Here is a 12,390-nt window from a genome sequence, read left to right as displayed (position 1 = left end):
TCCGAATTTCCGGCACCACCTCACTTTGAGGCCGCCGGGCACAAATGCCCGCAGACGCTCCCACTGATCGTCCCGAAGAACCTCGCCTTCCACACCAGCCTCCAAAAGCCTGCTTGAATCAGAAATCCTCCCCAGCGTGAATCCAGAGGGTTCTGTGAGGTCGCGCGGCGGAACGCTGGCGTCCATGCGCTGTGCGCGACCTCATTGAAGCTGGATTGAACGAACATGAAGTAATCGCGGGAGCGCCAGCCACGGGCCAGAGGCGCGAGATTACTTTATGTTCGTTCAATCCCTAAAATGTCACTAAAGCCTAAGGCCTGTGGGGATTTATCGTGAGTTGATGACGGCGGCGGCGAGATAGATGATAGCCTCGAAGCTGCGATCGGTTTTGCAGGCACGTATGGCGATGCGTTTGAACTCTTTGAGTTTGCAGAAGAAGTTCTCCATCAGGTGACGCCATTTATACATCTCGACGTCGAGTGGGAGGGGGATGGCGCGGCGTGGATGCTGGGAAATGACAATCTTCGCGCCGCGTTCGTTGAGATCGGCACTGATGTCGTTGCTGTCGAAAGCTTTGTCGGCGAGCATTGCCCGAACTCGACACCCTCGATCAGCGGCGCAACACCGCCGCTATGGAAGCGGTTACCGGGCATCAGCGAAAGCGCACGAGGTTGCCCAAGGCATCGGTGAGTGCCAGGATTTTGGTCGTCATGCCCCCTTTGGAGCGTCCAATGGCCTGGCTCGCAGTCCCCCTTTTGCGCCTTGGCCGTGCAGGTGGACTTTAACGATGGTGGCGTCTACCATCGCGTATTCCATGTCGGGCTCTCCCGCCAAAGCGTCGAAAATCCGCTTGAAAACATCAGCTTCGCGCCAATCACGAAACCGTCGAAACGCCTTGCTCCAGTTACCGAACTGGGCGGGCAGATCGCGCCATGGACTGCCTGTTCGGACAATCCACAGCACCGCCTCCATAAACAGTCGGTTGTTCCTGCCGCTGCGGCCCGGATCAGTGATCTTGCCCAGACAGTGCGGTTCCATCTTCGCCCATTGGGCGTCGATCAATACAAAGCGATCCATCCACAGCATGAATCACATCTGCTGTTGAATGGGAATCCTAAATCCCCACAGGTCTTAGTGCGTCCACCATTTTCAGATATCAGTTCAATAGGTTAAACGCCTGCTTGCCGAGAGCATCGCGAGTTGCGTCAGATATTATGACGCCGTCGGAATTTGCTTCGTCGGCCGGGGTTCAACACGACCGATAAAGGCCAGAAGCCTCGTTTTGGCCGAACATAAATCGGGACTGGTCAGACAGGCAGCGCCGTCGTGAACTTCGTCATCGACAGCGCGAAGTGCGACGCCGCCCCCGCGACGGAGGGATGCCCCAGCAGCGTCATCATCAAGAAGCGGTTATAGTCGGCCACATCCGCGACCACGACCCGCAGGAGATAATCCCATTCTCCCGACATGGAAAAACATTCGACGATCTCCGGCCGGCCGTCGACAAACTGCTCGAAGGCGCGACGTGCTTCCAGGGCATGGCTGCGCATGCGGATGTTGCAAAGGACATTGACCCCCCGCCCGACTTTTTCCGGGTCCACCAGCCGCACCGTCGCAGCCAGGATACCCGCCCCCTCCAATGCCTTGATCCGCCGCCAGCAGGAGGCGCTGGACGCCCCTACCCGCTCTGCCAGATCGGCATGGCTGAGCGTCGCATCCTCCTGCAAGGCCGCAATGATCCTGCGGTCAATCGCGTCTATCTGCCGCTCCTGTTTCATGATCCTCAGGATAAGCGTTGATTGGCTTTCAGCCAAGCGGGCATTCATGAACTGCCAAATCCCGAACCACGCGAGTGAGCGTACCCCGGACTTTCGGCAAATCCGCTTCCTTTTTTAACCCGTCGAGCTATTCTGGTGGCAGGTTGAACGGGGCTGCAAAAATGGTGGACCTTTCTCCGCAAAGACACGACGAAGGCTCCGTTCCGGCGGCGCCACCTTCGCCACGGCATGACCCTCTCGATCGGGACGCTGCGCCGGGAAAGATACGCCGCCAGGCATGGCACTTTCCTCATCAACAGGCGGAGACGTTTATCCAGCGGCTTTCGCGTTGGGCGGGACCGGCCGCGTTCCTCCTGGCGTTATGTCTGTTGACGTGGTGGATAATCCACTGATCCGGTTCGCGATTCGGATATCGGCGCCAAGCGGCCTCAAAATGCGTTGCAACTATTCGGGGCCGCCCTCATCGGATCGTCGCGAATGCAGGGCGGAACGTCTTTCAGACAAAACGGATCGTCGGAAAAGCGGGTCCGGGCATCCCACAGGCAATTGTAAGCCCTGCGCATTTATGTCCTGCTGCTGCGCAACATAAATCAAAACGCAGCGGATGTCTGATGCTTACACACGGCCCCCCGGCGGTGTTTCGTTTGACGTCATGACATATAAAGGGTTGCAGATGTCGAAAATTGATCTGGCGATCGAAGGCGTTCCCAGTCGCCAGCCAGCAACAGCCGCCGGGCAGCGGAACGCCAGGCTTTGGCTTTGTCTGTTGCTGCTGGTGGCTGACATGGTGGCGCTGACCACAGGTTTTGCGCTGGGCTTGCGCGTGGCTGGCATTTCATTGCTGTCGGACGGGCAATGGCAAGCCCTGACAGGGGGGCTGATCGTCTATGGCATGCTGGCCTTCCATAATCAGGCCTATAATCCGCATTGCCTGACGCGCATGACGCAATCCTGCCGCAGCGCGACCATGGCCTTTGCCGGTACATTGCTGATCTTCCTGCTGGTCGTATTCTCGCTCAAGGCGACTGGCGAATTGTCGCGACTGGGGGTTTCGGCAGGCATTTTGTGCAGCGGGACGCTGATCGTGCTGCAACGTCTGCTTATCGCCCAGACCGTCCGCCGTAATTTCGCTGACGGATTGTTCGCGCAACTGCTGATCATCGACGATGGCGTGATCCCTCAGGACGTGAGCAGCATGGTGATCGTGGATGCCAACGCGATCGGGCTGCGCGCCGATCTGGACGATCCCTATATGCTGCACCGTCTCGGCACTTTGCTGCGCGATTATGATCGCGTCGTGATCTCCTGCCCGATGGATCGCAAAGCCGACTGGGCACAGATGCTGAAGGGCGGCAATATATTGGGCGAGATCATCGTGCCCGAACTGGACCCGATGGCCCCGCTCGCCGTGCAGGCTTATCGTGGGACGCCGACGCTGGTGGTATCGCGCGGGCCGCTGAACCTTGCCAATCGGGCGAAGAAGCGCCTGCTGGATATCGCGCTCACCGTGCCTGTGCTGATCGTACTGGCGCCGCTGATGGCGGTGATAGCGGTTCTGATCAAGCTTGACTCGCCGGGCCCGGTGTTCTTCCGGCAAGAACGTATTGGGCGCGGCAACATGTTGTTCCATATCCTGAAATTCCGCAGCATGCGGGTCGAACAGTGCGATGCCGCGGGCGCGACCTCCACTCAGCGGGACGACAACCGGATCACGCGGGTCGGCGCCTTCATCCGCAAGACAAGCATTGATGAACTGCCGCAGCTCATCAATGTGCTCCTGGGCGAGATGAGCCTGGTGGGCCCTCGCCCCCATGCTCTGGGATCGACGGCGGAAGAGCAACTCTTCTGGCAGGTCGACCGTCAATATTGGCACCGCCACGCGTTGAAACCCGGTATTACCGGCTTGGCGCAAATTCGCGGCTTTCGCGGCGCGACCGAAACCCGGCGCGACATATTGAACCGAGTGGAAGCGGATCTGGAATATCTGCACGGCTGGAGCCTGACGCGCGACGTCGCGATCCTGCTGGGGACCGTCAATGTTCTGGTGCACAAGAACGCTTATTAAGGCGAATCGAAAGACACGGCTGCACGCGCAGGGCAGGGAAAGGTTCCGGCGGAAAAGTTACCAAACGACGATTTTTGCGACGAACCGTTAAGAACGACGGTTCGTCGCGTCTTAATATTATCCCAGATCAAGATTTGGCAGACGCGGCGCCATCATATGCGACGAGTTGATGCGGCCATCCCCCTTCTGACAACTATTTGTTAACCGCGAAATCGGATATTAAACCTATCAGCAATGGGCGGTGGGAATATCGACGTGGCGGAAGAATTTGTGGGCGTTGCGGTGGCGCAACCTTCAATGACCGAAAAGACGGAACGACGCCCCTCCCTTCCGATGGACGGCGCGGCCGTCATTTTTGCCGACCGCGCTGAAAAGGGCGTTCAGCTGTTTTCCCGATGGGCCGGCATTCTCGCTTTCGTCGGCGCGGTGACCGCCATTGCCTGGCTGATATTCTAAAGCGCATCTCTCCATTTAGCTTTCTCCCAGATTAACAGCTTGAGGGCGCGTCGGACATGGGTCCGACGCGCCCTCTTTGCGATGAACCGAGCCGTTGTTTTGGCACGACAAGCTGCTTTCCAGACGGTGGCGTTACGCGGGAATCCCTCTAGCATGCCCAAGATTGCTGCAATGCAATAAGGGTCGATAAGATTGTATAGAGATAATAATCCGCGTTTGCGGGGCCGTTTTTCTGCGCCCTGTGAACGGAAATATCTGTGGTCGCATATGATCATGGCCGCCGCTTTCAGTGGAGCGACGGTGATGACGGCATTTCCTTCCGTGCTACATGCACAGGAAGACGATGTATCGACTGTGGAGAAGCGCGCCAAGGATCCGGCTGAAGAGAAGCGTCTTAAGGAATATGGTCTCAACCTGACTGCGGGTTTGGATCTACTGTACGACGACAATGTCTATCGCGTCGACGACCGGGTGGAAAATCCGAAAGACGATCTGATCGTCACGCCGTCGCTGGAAGCGACCTATGGCATGCCGATCGGACGGCACGACATCCTTCTGCGCGGCAAGATCGGCTATGATCGCTTCATTTCCGAAGGCCAGCGCAGCAAGCTGCGGCTGGATACGGAAGCGAAGGCGAATATCCGCTTCGGCGCCACCTGCCTGGTGACGCCCCATGCGGCCTATCGCCAGCAGCGGGCCGATTATGGCGACATTAATTCGGCGACCGAGAATCTCCAGAAATTCTCGACCCTCGGCGCGGATTTCACCTGCGAACGGCCGGGTTTCTTCCCCGTCGCGAGCTATGCGCACGATACGACGCGCAATGCCAACCAGTTCGACTATGCCGATCAGACCAGCAACACGTTCATGGGCGGGATCGGCTACAATAAGCCAAGCCTCGGCACGCTGACCGCCTATTACGAACGGGTGAACAGCACGCGCGACACGCTGGGGATAGAGAACCGGATCAACAGCTACGGCCTGCGTTTCCAGCGTAATGTCAGCCCGATCACGCAGATCGACGCGGATGTGCGCTGGCTCGATGTGAGCAGCGACAGCGCAGCGGTGGGCGATTATAGCGGCCTGGGCTGGAAGGTCAGCCTGTCGACTACCGCCATTCCGCGCCTGAAGCTGACCGCCATGACGGAGCGGGCGATCATCAACGACAGCCTGATCGCCAGCGGTTTCGCCATCGACACGACATATCGGGTGCAGGGCGAATTCTCGATCTCCGAACTGACTTCCGCCGGGCTGTATGCCGAGTGGGATCGGCGCAAGTTCCGTCAGGACGCCGCGCTTCGCCCTTATTCGATCACGGCCGACCGCAATCGTCGCTTTGGCGGCATGCTGACCCGGAAACTTTCGAACCGTTTCGATCTTACGCTCGATGCCCAGCATTATACCCGCAGAACCGACACCAGCGTTTCCAACTACAGCGGCACGCAAGTGACGCTGGGCGCAGCTCTGCATTTCTGATCCTCTAGATATTGGGAGCTTTGCGCTGTGAAAGCCGATACTCTCCTGAAGTCCGTTTCGACCCTGCTCATTATTGCAGGTCCTTTGTCTGCAACCGCGCAGACCACCGCCGGATCCGTAGCGACAACTGCGGCGACGTCCCCTGCCCCGCAGGCGACGAATCCCGGCTATCAGCTTGGCCCGGACGATGAGGTGAAAATCGCCGTCTTCGGCCAACCCGACCTTTCGACGACGACCCGCATCAAGGAGGACGGCACCGTCGCCCTCGCGTTGATCGGTCCGGTGTCCGCCAGGGGCAAGACCACGTCCCAACTCGCCCAGGATATTGCGGCGAGCTACGCAACCGGCGGCTTTCTTGCCAAGCCCTCGGTCAGCGTCGAGGTGAGCAATTATGTGAGCCGCTTCGTCACCGTGCTCGGCAATGTGCCGCAAGCGGGCAATTATCCGCTCGACCGCGATTATACGGTGGCATCGATGCTCGCCAAGGCGGGCGGGTCGTCCAAGGATGGCGCCAATGCCGTCATCCTGACCCCCGCCGACGGCAGCGGGCCGGTACGCATTTCCCTGGCCGACATGGCAGGGGGCGCGATGCGGACGTTGAAGGCGGGCGACACGCTGTTCGTGCCGCCGGCCGAGAAAGTCTATGTCTACGGCCAGGTCCAGCAACCCGGCGCCTTTACCTATGTGCCGGGGCAAAGCTTCCGGCAGGCATTGGCATTGGCCGGTGGGCCGACGCTGGCGGGTTCAACCAAACGGATAAAAGTCCGGCGGGAGGGGAAGGAAATACAGGCCAATCTGGATGACCCAGTGAAGCCTGAAGATGTCCTCATCATCCGGGAGAAGCTGTTTTGACGACACTCGAACAAGGCTTCGCGCAACAACGCTCCGGTCTTTTCGACCGATTTCTGTCCCTGACGCGCACTGCTGAAAAGCGTAATGAGCGCATCATTCCAGAGGATGTGCCGCTGCATCTGGACGTCCCGGCGCTGCCCGGCTTCCGGCAGGAAGCGGCCACCGCAGAGCCGGAGGATCCAGGCCACCGTCCCCTTTCGATGAGCGCCATGGCCGCACCGATCAAGCCGATCAGCCTGCGGCGCGACAGCATTTATGCCGCGTTCAACACGGCCATGCCGGTAACGGATCGCCATGGGTTGGCCGGTCGCAACAGCGAGTTGGAAAAGCTGGTCGAGGCCATCGTCGTCCAGCGCAAGCATGCCGTGATCTTCGGCACGCGCGGATCGGGCAAGACCTCGCTCGCCCGCGTGTTCGGCGATCTGGCCGATGAGGCGGGCTGCATCGCCCTCTATGCCTCGGCCAATGGCGAAGCGGATTTCGACTCCCTCTTCCGCCCCTTCCTGACCGAATTGCCGATGAGCAGTTCCGGGCAGGAGCGCGTGCGCAAGATGATGGGCGAGCCGCTGGATGTTTCCCGCCTCTCCGCGCTGCTGGTGGAGGAGGTGCGCGAACGCTCCATCCTCATCATCGACGAATATGACCGTGTGCAGTCGGAAACCGCGAAGCAGGAAGTGGCGACGCTGCTGAAGCTGCTGACCGACATTCATTCGCCCGTGCAGGTCGTGCTGGTCGGCATCGCGAGCGACATCGATGGGCTGATCGCGGCCCATCCTTCGCTCCGCCGCCATCTCGCGCCGCAGCGGGTCGCGCCGATCCCCAAGCCGGAACTGGAGCGGCTGCTGCTCGCCTGCGCCGGTAATGCCCGGCTGTCCATCGATGACGATGCGCTGGACATGCTGGCGGGGGCGGCGATGGGATCGCCCTATCATGCGCGGTTGTTCGGCATGTCGGCGGCTCTGGTGACAGAGGCCGGCGGGCGCGACCGCATGGTCCTTTCCGACATCGAGCAGGGTCTGTCCTCGGCTCTTGAGGATTGGGAGGAAATGAGCGGCCAGACCCATGCGCTGTTCCGCCGCATCCTCTGGGAAGCGGGTTCCGTTCCAGGAAATGGGCGCCGCATGATCGCGCTGGCTGCGGTGGTCGCGTCTCAGATGTCGGCCATTTCCTATGAGCGGCTCGTGAAGCTCGGCCATGAAGTGCTGGGTGGCGGTTCGATCAACGAGGGCCAAGCGCGCGACGCTATGGCGCGGCTTCAGCCCGCGCTGGTCCCAACGCCCAATGGCGAACTGTGGATGTTCGAAGATACGCTGGCGCCGCAATTCCTGCTGCTGATGGCGAAGCAGCCGGTGCAGAGCGCGCCGCCTGTCCAGACGCCCGCCGAGGAAATGCGCGCGCTGCTCAAGGGAGTGGACGGGCTATGACCATGAACCCCATCGATTTGCTGGCCGCGCTGCAAGCGCGCTGGCGCACGGCGGCGCTGATCGGAGGGATATTGTTCCTGCTGATCGCGATCGCCGCCTTCATCCAGCCACGGCAATATATGGGCACGGCCTCGCTGCTGCTCGACCTGTCGCAGACGGACCCGACCGACACCAGCACGGCGCAGGGCGCAAAGCCGGACACCGATGCCATTCTCGGTACCCAGACGGACATCATCCGCAGTGGCAAGGTGATGAACGCCGTCGCCAAGGAAGCGGGCTTTGTCGACGCCATGCCCAGCGACATGCCCGCCGACGCCCGGCTGCAATCGGCCGCCTCTCTGGTCAGCAAGAACATGACGATCACCACCGGACGGCAGAGCAACGTGCTCCAGATCCAGTATATGGATGCCGATCCGCAGGTCGCGGCCAAGGTGGCGAACCTGATCGCCAAAATCTACATGCGCGAGCAGGTTGAACTGCGCGCGTCCCCGGCACGCGGCTCGGCGAAATGGTTCGACGAACAGACCCGGGAAGTGCGCCGCCGCTACGAACTGGCGCAGAAGAACCTGTCCGACTTCCAGCGGGCGCACGACATTATCGGCATCAACCGCATGGACCTTGAGGCGGAAAAGCTCAAGAATATGAGCTATCAGCTGACCCAGGCGCAGGCGGAAGCCGCCGCTGCCCGGTCCAAGGCTGGCGCGGGCGCGGTGTCCGACATCGAAGGATCGCTGATCGTCCAGAATTTGCAGGAACAGGTGGCGCAGCAATCCGCCCGCGTGTCCGAACTGCAGAAGACGCTCGGCCCCAATCACCCCACCATGGCGGCGGCTAATGCCCAACTGTCGGAACTTCAGTCGAAGCTGGCATCGGCGCGGTCCAGCCAGGCAGGCGCGGTCAGTGCAAACAGCGTGGCGGCCAGCCGTCGCGAGGGCGACCTGAAGTCGAACATGGCCGGCCAAGAGGATCGGATGATCCGCATGTCGGACGTGCAGGACCAGTTGATGGTGCTCCAGCGCGATGTGGATGCGGCGCGGCAGACCTATGACACGGTGCGCCAGCGCTTCAATGAAGCCGCTCTCAAGAGCCAGATTTCCCAGCCCAATGCCAGTCCGCTGGATGAGGCGACCGTGCCTCTGCTGCCCGCCAAGCCGAACATCATGCTCTGGCTGATTGGCGGGGTCGCGCTCGGCCTGTTCGGCGGTATCGCTGCCGTGATCCTCATGGAGATCATTCATCCGCGCGTTCGCTCGGCCGCTGGCGTGACCCGCGCGACCGAGGTCGAAGTCATCACCGAATTAGTGCCGGTCCCCGTGCGTGGCGGCTGGTTCTTCAAGCAACAGGAGGCCGCATGAGACTGCGATCCACGGCAGGCGCCCCGCCTCAACTCACCCCAGGCAGCACGACGACGCTGCGCCCCCGCGCCCGCGACAGCCATAACTTCGCCCGATTGGCGGTAGAGCATGGCTTTCTGGCCGAAGCTGACGTTCACAAGGTCGAAGCCCATGCCCGGTCGCAGGGTCTGGCGCTGCACGATGCAGCCGTCGATCTCGGCCTGCTGAACCCGGAGGATGCGGGGATACTCGCAGCCTTGCAGGGTGGCTTCGCCCTGTTGCCAGAGGGCGACCAGCGGGTCGATCCGCTGGTGGTCGCCGCTTTCGATCCCGCCAACGCCTACGCCGCCAAGGTGCGGACGATCCGGGCCAAGATGCGCGCCGCGGCCAAGGACGGCGATCCGGCCTCGCTGCGGCTGGCGGTTCTGGCCATCGAGGCGGGCGATGAAGCGGCGATCATGGCGGCCAACCTCGCGGTGGTGCTGGCTCAGATGGATGGGCAGACGATGCTCATCGATGTGGACATGGGGCGGCCTTCCCTTGATCGTCTCTTCCGCATCGCGAACAAGGCGGGTCTTGCCGAGCAGTTGATGGGTAGCGCGGCGCTACTGCCCGCCGCCAAGACCGCGGTCGAAGGGCTGTGGCTGATGACCGCCGGTCGGGCATCGGGCAGCGCGGCAAGCCTCATCACGCGAGGACCCTTGGCGGAAACCGCCAATGGCTGGGGTCTGCGCGACACGTCGATGCTGTTCTATCTGGCCGAACGCAAGGGCGACCAGACGCCCTATGGCAGCATCCTCGCAGGCTTCGACGCGGTGGTCATCGTCGCACGACGCGGCGACACCGTCATTGCCGACATGCGGCGCGTGATCGACGATCTGGACCGCCATGGCGTGCCCATTGCCGGGACGGTGATCACATGAATGTCGAGAATATGCTGGCACGTCCGTCCCTGGGCCTGCGGATCGAGGCGCCCGTCGCCCATATAGGCGGCCTCCCCGTTTCCACCCTGTCCCTGGAATCCCTGATCGCGAAGATGCTGGTCGAAGCCCCGCTGCGTCGGAGCCTGGACCAACAGTCCTTGCTGGTATTCGACGCCAATGGGCAGGGGTTGTCCATGAACGCGAGCGATCCGGTTTTCCGGGCCAATCTGGCCCAGGCGGACCTGATCCATGCCGATGGGCAGATCATCGTCGCGGCCTCCCGCTGGTTCGGGGAGCCGCATATCGCCGACCGCTCCAGCACGACCGATATGTTCATCGACAGCCTGAAACCCGCGGCGGAGGCTGGCGTCAGCTATTATCTACTCGGCGGCGAGGAAAAGGTGAACGCGGCCTGCGCCCGGGAGATCCTTTCCATAGCGCCGGGGCTTCAACTCGCCGGACGGCGCAACGGCTTCTGGTCTCCGCAGGAAGAGGACGCGGTGATCGACGCGATCAACGCAGCCGCGCCCGACGTGCTGTGGGTCGGGACTGGAAAGCCGCGCGAACAGGCATTTTGCGTGCGCAATCGCGACCGGATCAAGGCGGGCTGGATCGTCACCTGTGGCGGCCTGTTCAACTATATCACCGGCGATTATCCGCGCGCGCCGCTGTGGATGCAGAAGTCGGGCTTCGAATGGCTGCACCGCATGGCGACGCGGCCCAGGGAACTCGCCTGGCGCTATATCACGACCAATCCCCATGCGCTCTGGCTGATCTGGAAGCACCGCCATGGCTGAAGCCCAAGCGGTGGAAGAGCGCCCTGCGACGGGTCGCGTCCAGCGCCTTGGCAGCCTGTTCGGCCGCTTCGGGCTGGCCAGCCTGTCGTCGGCGGTCGTCTCGGTCAGTCATTTGCTGGTCCAGCTATTTTCGATCCATCATCTGGAAACGGCTGCCATCGGTACGCTGGCCTTTCTGCTGGTCATCATCCAGTTCGGTTACAGCCTGTCCAACGCGCTGGTGTCGACGCCCTACACCATATCGGTGAATCAGGGCGATGATGCGGGGGCAAGGAGCTTCGACTTCTTCTTCCCCGTCAATCTGATGCTGGCTGCCAGTCAGGGTCTGATCTGCGCGGCGATTGCATGGGCTACGGCATCTCCGATGGCGGCGTTGCTGTTCGGCGCGGCGGGGACGCTTTCGCTGATCCGCTGGTTCGGGCGGTCCAACGCCTATGCGCATCACGCCCCGGCCCGCGCCGCGCGGTCTGACATGGCCTATGCCGGGACGATCCTGGCCGGGCTGCTGATCGCGATGCGGACAGGCGCCGAGATGCCCGCAATCGGCGGGATGCTGGTCGCGGCCAGCCTCATGGGGCTTCTGCCCTTTGGCTTTGCCTATGTGCGGCGTCATTTCTCGATGACGCCGGGCGAGGCTTTGGGTGCCTATCGTCCAGTCTGGAAGGAACAATCGGCGTGGACGCTGGTGGGCGTGCTGTCGACCGAAGCCACCTCCAACTCGCACAGCTATATCGTGACGCTGTTGGCAGGGCCGACCGCCTTCGCGCCGATTGCGGTGGGAATGCTGTTCTTCCGCCCGGTCAATGTCTGCATCACGGCACTGACCCAGCTTGAACGACCGCGCATGACCCGCGCCGTCGCGCGTGGCGACCATGGCGCGGCGATCAAGTCGGAACGGGTCTTCATGGCGGCGCTGGTTACGCTGTGGCTCGGCACCTGCGTTGTGGCAGCCATCGCCCTCTATGCCTTTCCGGGGCTGATCCTGAAGCCCACGCTGGATCACCGGCTGGTGATGATCGCGGTGGGCCTCTGCGCCCTCCTCTCCCTCGTCCAGTGCGTGCAGACGCCGATGAGCGTCATGACGCAGGCCCGCCGCGCCTTCCGCCCCCTCGCCGCGCAGAGCATGCGCAGCTGCGTGGTCGGCCTGGTTGCCGTAACGCTGCTGGTGTGGGGCACCGCGCCGGTGTTTTCGGTCAGCGGCGTCGTGCTGTCGCAGCTCGTCATGATGCTGGGCATCTGGCAGCTCGACCGCAAATGGCGGCGAAACCAGCGGGAGGCGATTTGA

General features: G+C 61.9%; 10 protein-coding genes and 1 pseudogene. 9 read left to right on the top strand and 2 right to left on the bottom strand.

From position 1 onward, the window contains the following. Nucleotides 1-327: 327 nt before the first annotated feature. Nucleotides 328-1,077 (bottom strand): annotated as a pseudogene (locus tag F7P65_RS11290) (IS5 family transposase). Nucleotides 1,078-1,307: 230 nt separating this feature from the next. After that, a complete protein-coding gene (locus F7P65_RS11285) occupies nucleotides 1,308-1,778 on the bottom strand; it encodes an Lrp/AsnC family transcriptional regulator (RefSeq protein WP_162854602.1) in 471 nt (156 codons plus the stop codon). A gap of 673 nt (nucleotides 1,779-2,451) precedes the next feature. On the opposite strand from F7P65_RS11285, the gene F7P65_RS11275 reads away from it, so the two are divergent. The 9 genes from F7P65_RS11275 to F7P65_RS11235 all read left to right on the top strand — a co-directional run bounded on the left by F7P65_RS11275 (nucleotide 2,452) and on the right by F7P65_RS11235 (nucleotide 12,390). Then, nucleotides 2,452-3,843 carry an exopolysaccharide biosynthesis polyprenyl glycosylphosphotransferase gene (locus F7P65_RS11275; protein WP_150291836.1) on the top strand — a complete coding sequence of 464 codons (1,392 nt, stop codon included), beginning with the start codon at nucleotides 2,452-2,454 and terminating at the stop codon, nucleotides 3,841-3,843. Nucleotides 3,844-4,113: 270 nt separating this feature from the next. After that, the gene (locus F7P65_RS11270; RefSeq protein WP_162854596.1) at nucleotides 4,114-4,299 is read left to right on the top strand and encodes a hypothetical protein; all 186 of its coding nucleotides are present in this window, start codon (nucleotides 4,114-4,116) and stop codon (nucleotides 4,297-4,299) included. A gap of 303 nt (nucleotides 4,300-4,602) precedes the next feature. Then, entirely contained in the window at nucleotides 4,603-5,775 is a 1,173-nt protein-coding gene (locus F7P65_RS11265; protein WP_240334269.1) for a hypothetical protein, read from the top strand. 27 nt (nucleotides 5,776-5,802) lie between these two features. Further along, on the top strand, nucleotides 5,803-6,627 hold the full coding sequence (locus F7P65_RS11260; protein ID WP_150291834.1) for a polysaccharide biosynthesis/export family protein: 825 nt from the start codon (nucleotides 5,803-5,805) through the stop codon (nucleotides 6,625-6,627). Further along, on the top strand, nucleotides 6,624-8,051 hold the full coding sequence (locus F7P65_RS11255) for an ATP-binding protein (protein ID WP_150291833.1): 1,428 nt from the start codon (nucleotides 6,624-6,626) through the stop codon (nucleotides 8,049-8,051). Before F7P65_RS11260 ends, F7P65_RS11255 begins: the two co-directional genes overlap by 4 nt. Next, on the top strand, nucleotides 8,048-9,406 hold the full coding sequence (locus F7P65_RS11250) for a GNVR domain-containing protein (protein ID WP_150291832.1): 1,359 nt from the start codon (nucleotides 8,048-8,050) through the stop codon (nucleotides 9,404-9,406). The genes F7P65_RS11255 and F7P65_RS11250 overlap by 4 nt, the downstream gene beginning before the upstream one ends. Next, complete coding sequence (locus F7P65_RS11245) at nucleotides 9,403-10,308, top strand: capsular biosynthesis protein (protein ID WP_150291831.1); 906 nt, start codon at nucleotides 9,403-9,405, stop codon at nucleotides 10,306-10,308. Before F7P65_RS11250 ends, F7P65_RS11245 begins: the two co-directional genes overlap by 4 nt. Next, nucleotides 10,305-11,105: a WecB/TagA/CpsF family glycosyltransferase gene (locus F7P65_RS11240; protein WP_150291830.1), complete on the top strand. Its 801-nt coding sequence runs from the start codon at nucleotides 10,305-10,307 to the stop codon at nucleotides 11,103-11,105. The genes F7P65_RS11245 and F7P65_RS11240 overlap by 4 nt, the downstream gene beginning before the upstream one ends. After that, on the top strand, nucleotides 11,098-12,390 hold the full coding sequence (locus F7P65_RS11235) for a polysaccharide biosynthesis protein (protein ID WP_150291829.1): 1,293 nt from the start codon (nucleotides 11,098-11,100) through the stop codon (nucleotides 12,388-12,390). Before F7P65_RS11240 ends, F7P65_RS11235 begins: the two co-directional genes overlap by 8 nt.

This window comes from Sphingobium estronivorans (assembly GCF_008692605.1).
Taxonomy (GTDB): domain Bacteria; phylum Pseudomonadota; class Alphaproteobacteria; order Sphingomonadales; family Sphingomonadaceae; genus Sphingobium; species Sphingobium estronivorans.
This window is presented reverse-complemented; position numbering and strand designations above follow the sequence as displayed.

Bases quoted from the DNA above. Each gene is read 5' to 3' on its own strand.
- F7P65_RS11250 (WP_150291832.1), top strand. From the start codon at position 8,048: ATGACCATGAACCCCATCGATTTGCTGGCCGCGCTGCAAGCGCGCTGG.
- F7P65_RS11275 (WP_150291836.1), top strand. From the start codon at position 2,452: ATGTCGAAAATTGATCTGGCGATCGAAGGCGTTCCCAGTCGCCAGCCA.
- F7P65_RS11285 (WP_162854602.1), bottom strand. From the start codon at position 1,778: ATGAAACAGGAGCGGCAGATAGACGCGATTGACCGCAGGATCATTGCG.
- F7P65_RS11240 (WP_150291830.1), top strand. From the start codon at position 10,305: ATGAATGTCGAGAATATGCTGGCACGTCCGTCCCTGGGCCTGCGGATC.
- F7P65_RS11265 (WP_240334269.1), top strand. From the start codon at position 4,603: ATGACGGCATTTCCTTCCGTGCTACATGCACAGGAAGACGATGTATCG.
- F7P65_RS11235 (WP_150291829.1), top strand. From the start codon at position 11,098: ATGGCTGAAGCCCAAGCGGTGGAAGAGCGCCCTGCGACGGGTCGCGTC.
- F7P65_RS11245 (WP_150291831.1), top strand. From the start codon at position 9,403: ATGAGACTGCGATCCACGGCAGGCGCCCCGCCTCAACTCACCCCAGGC.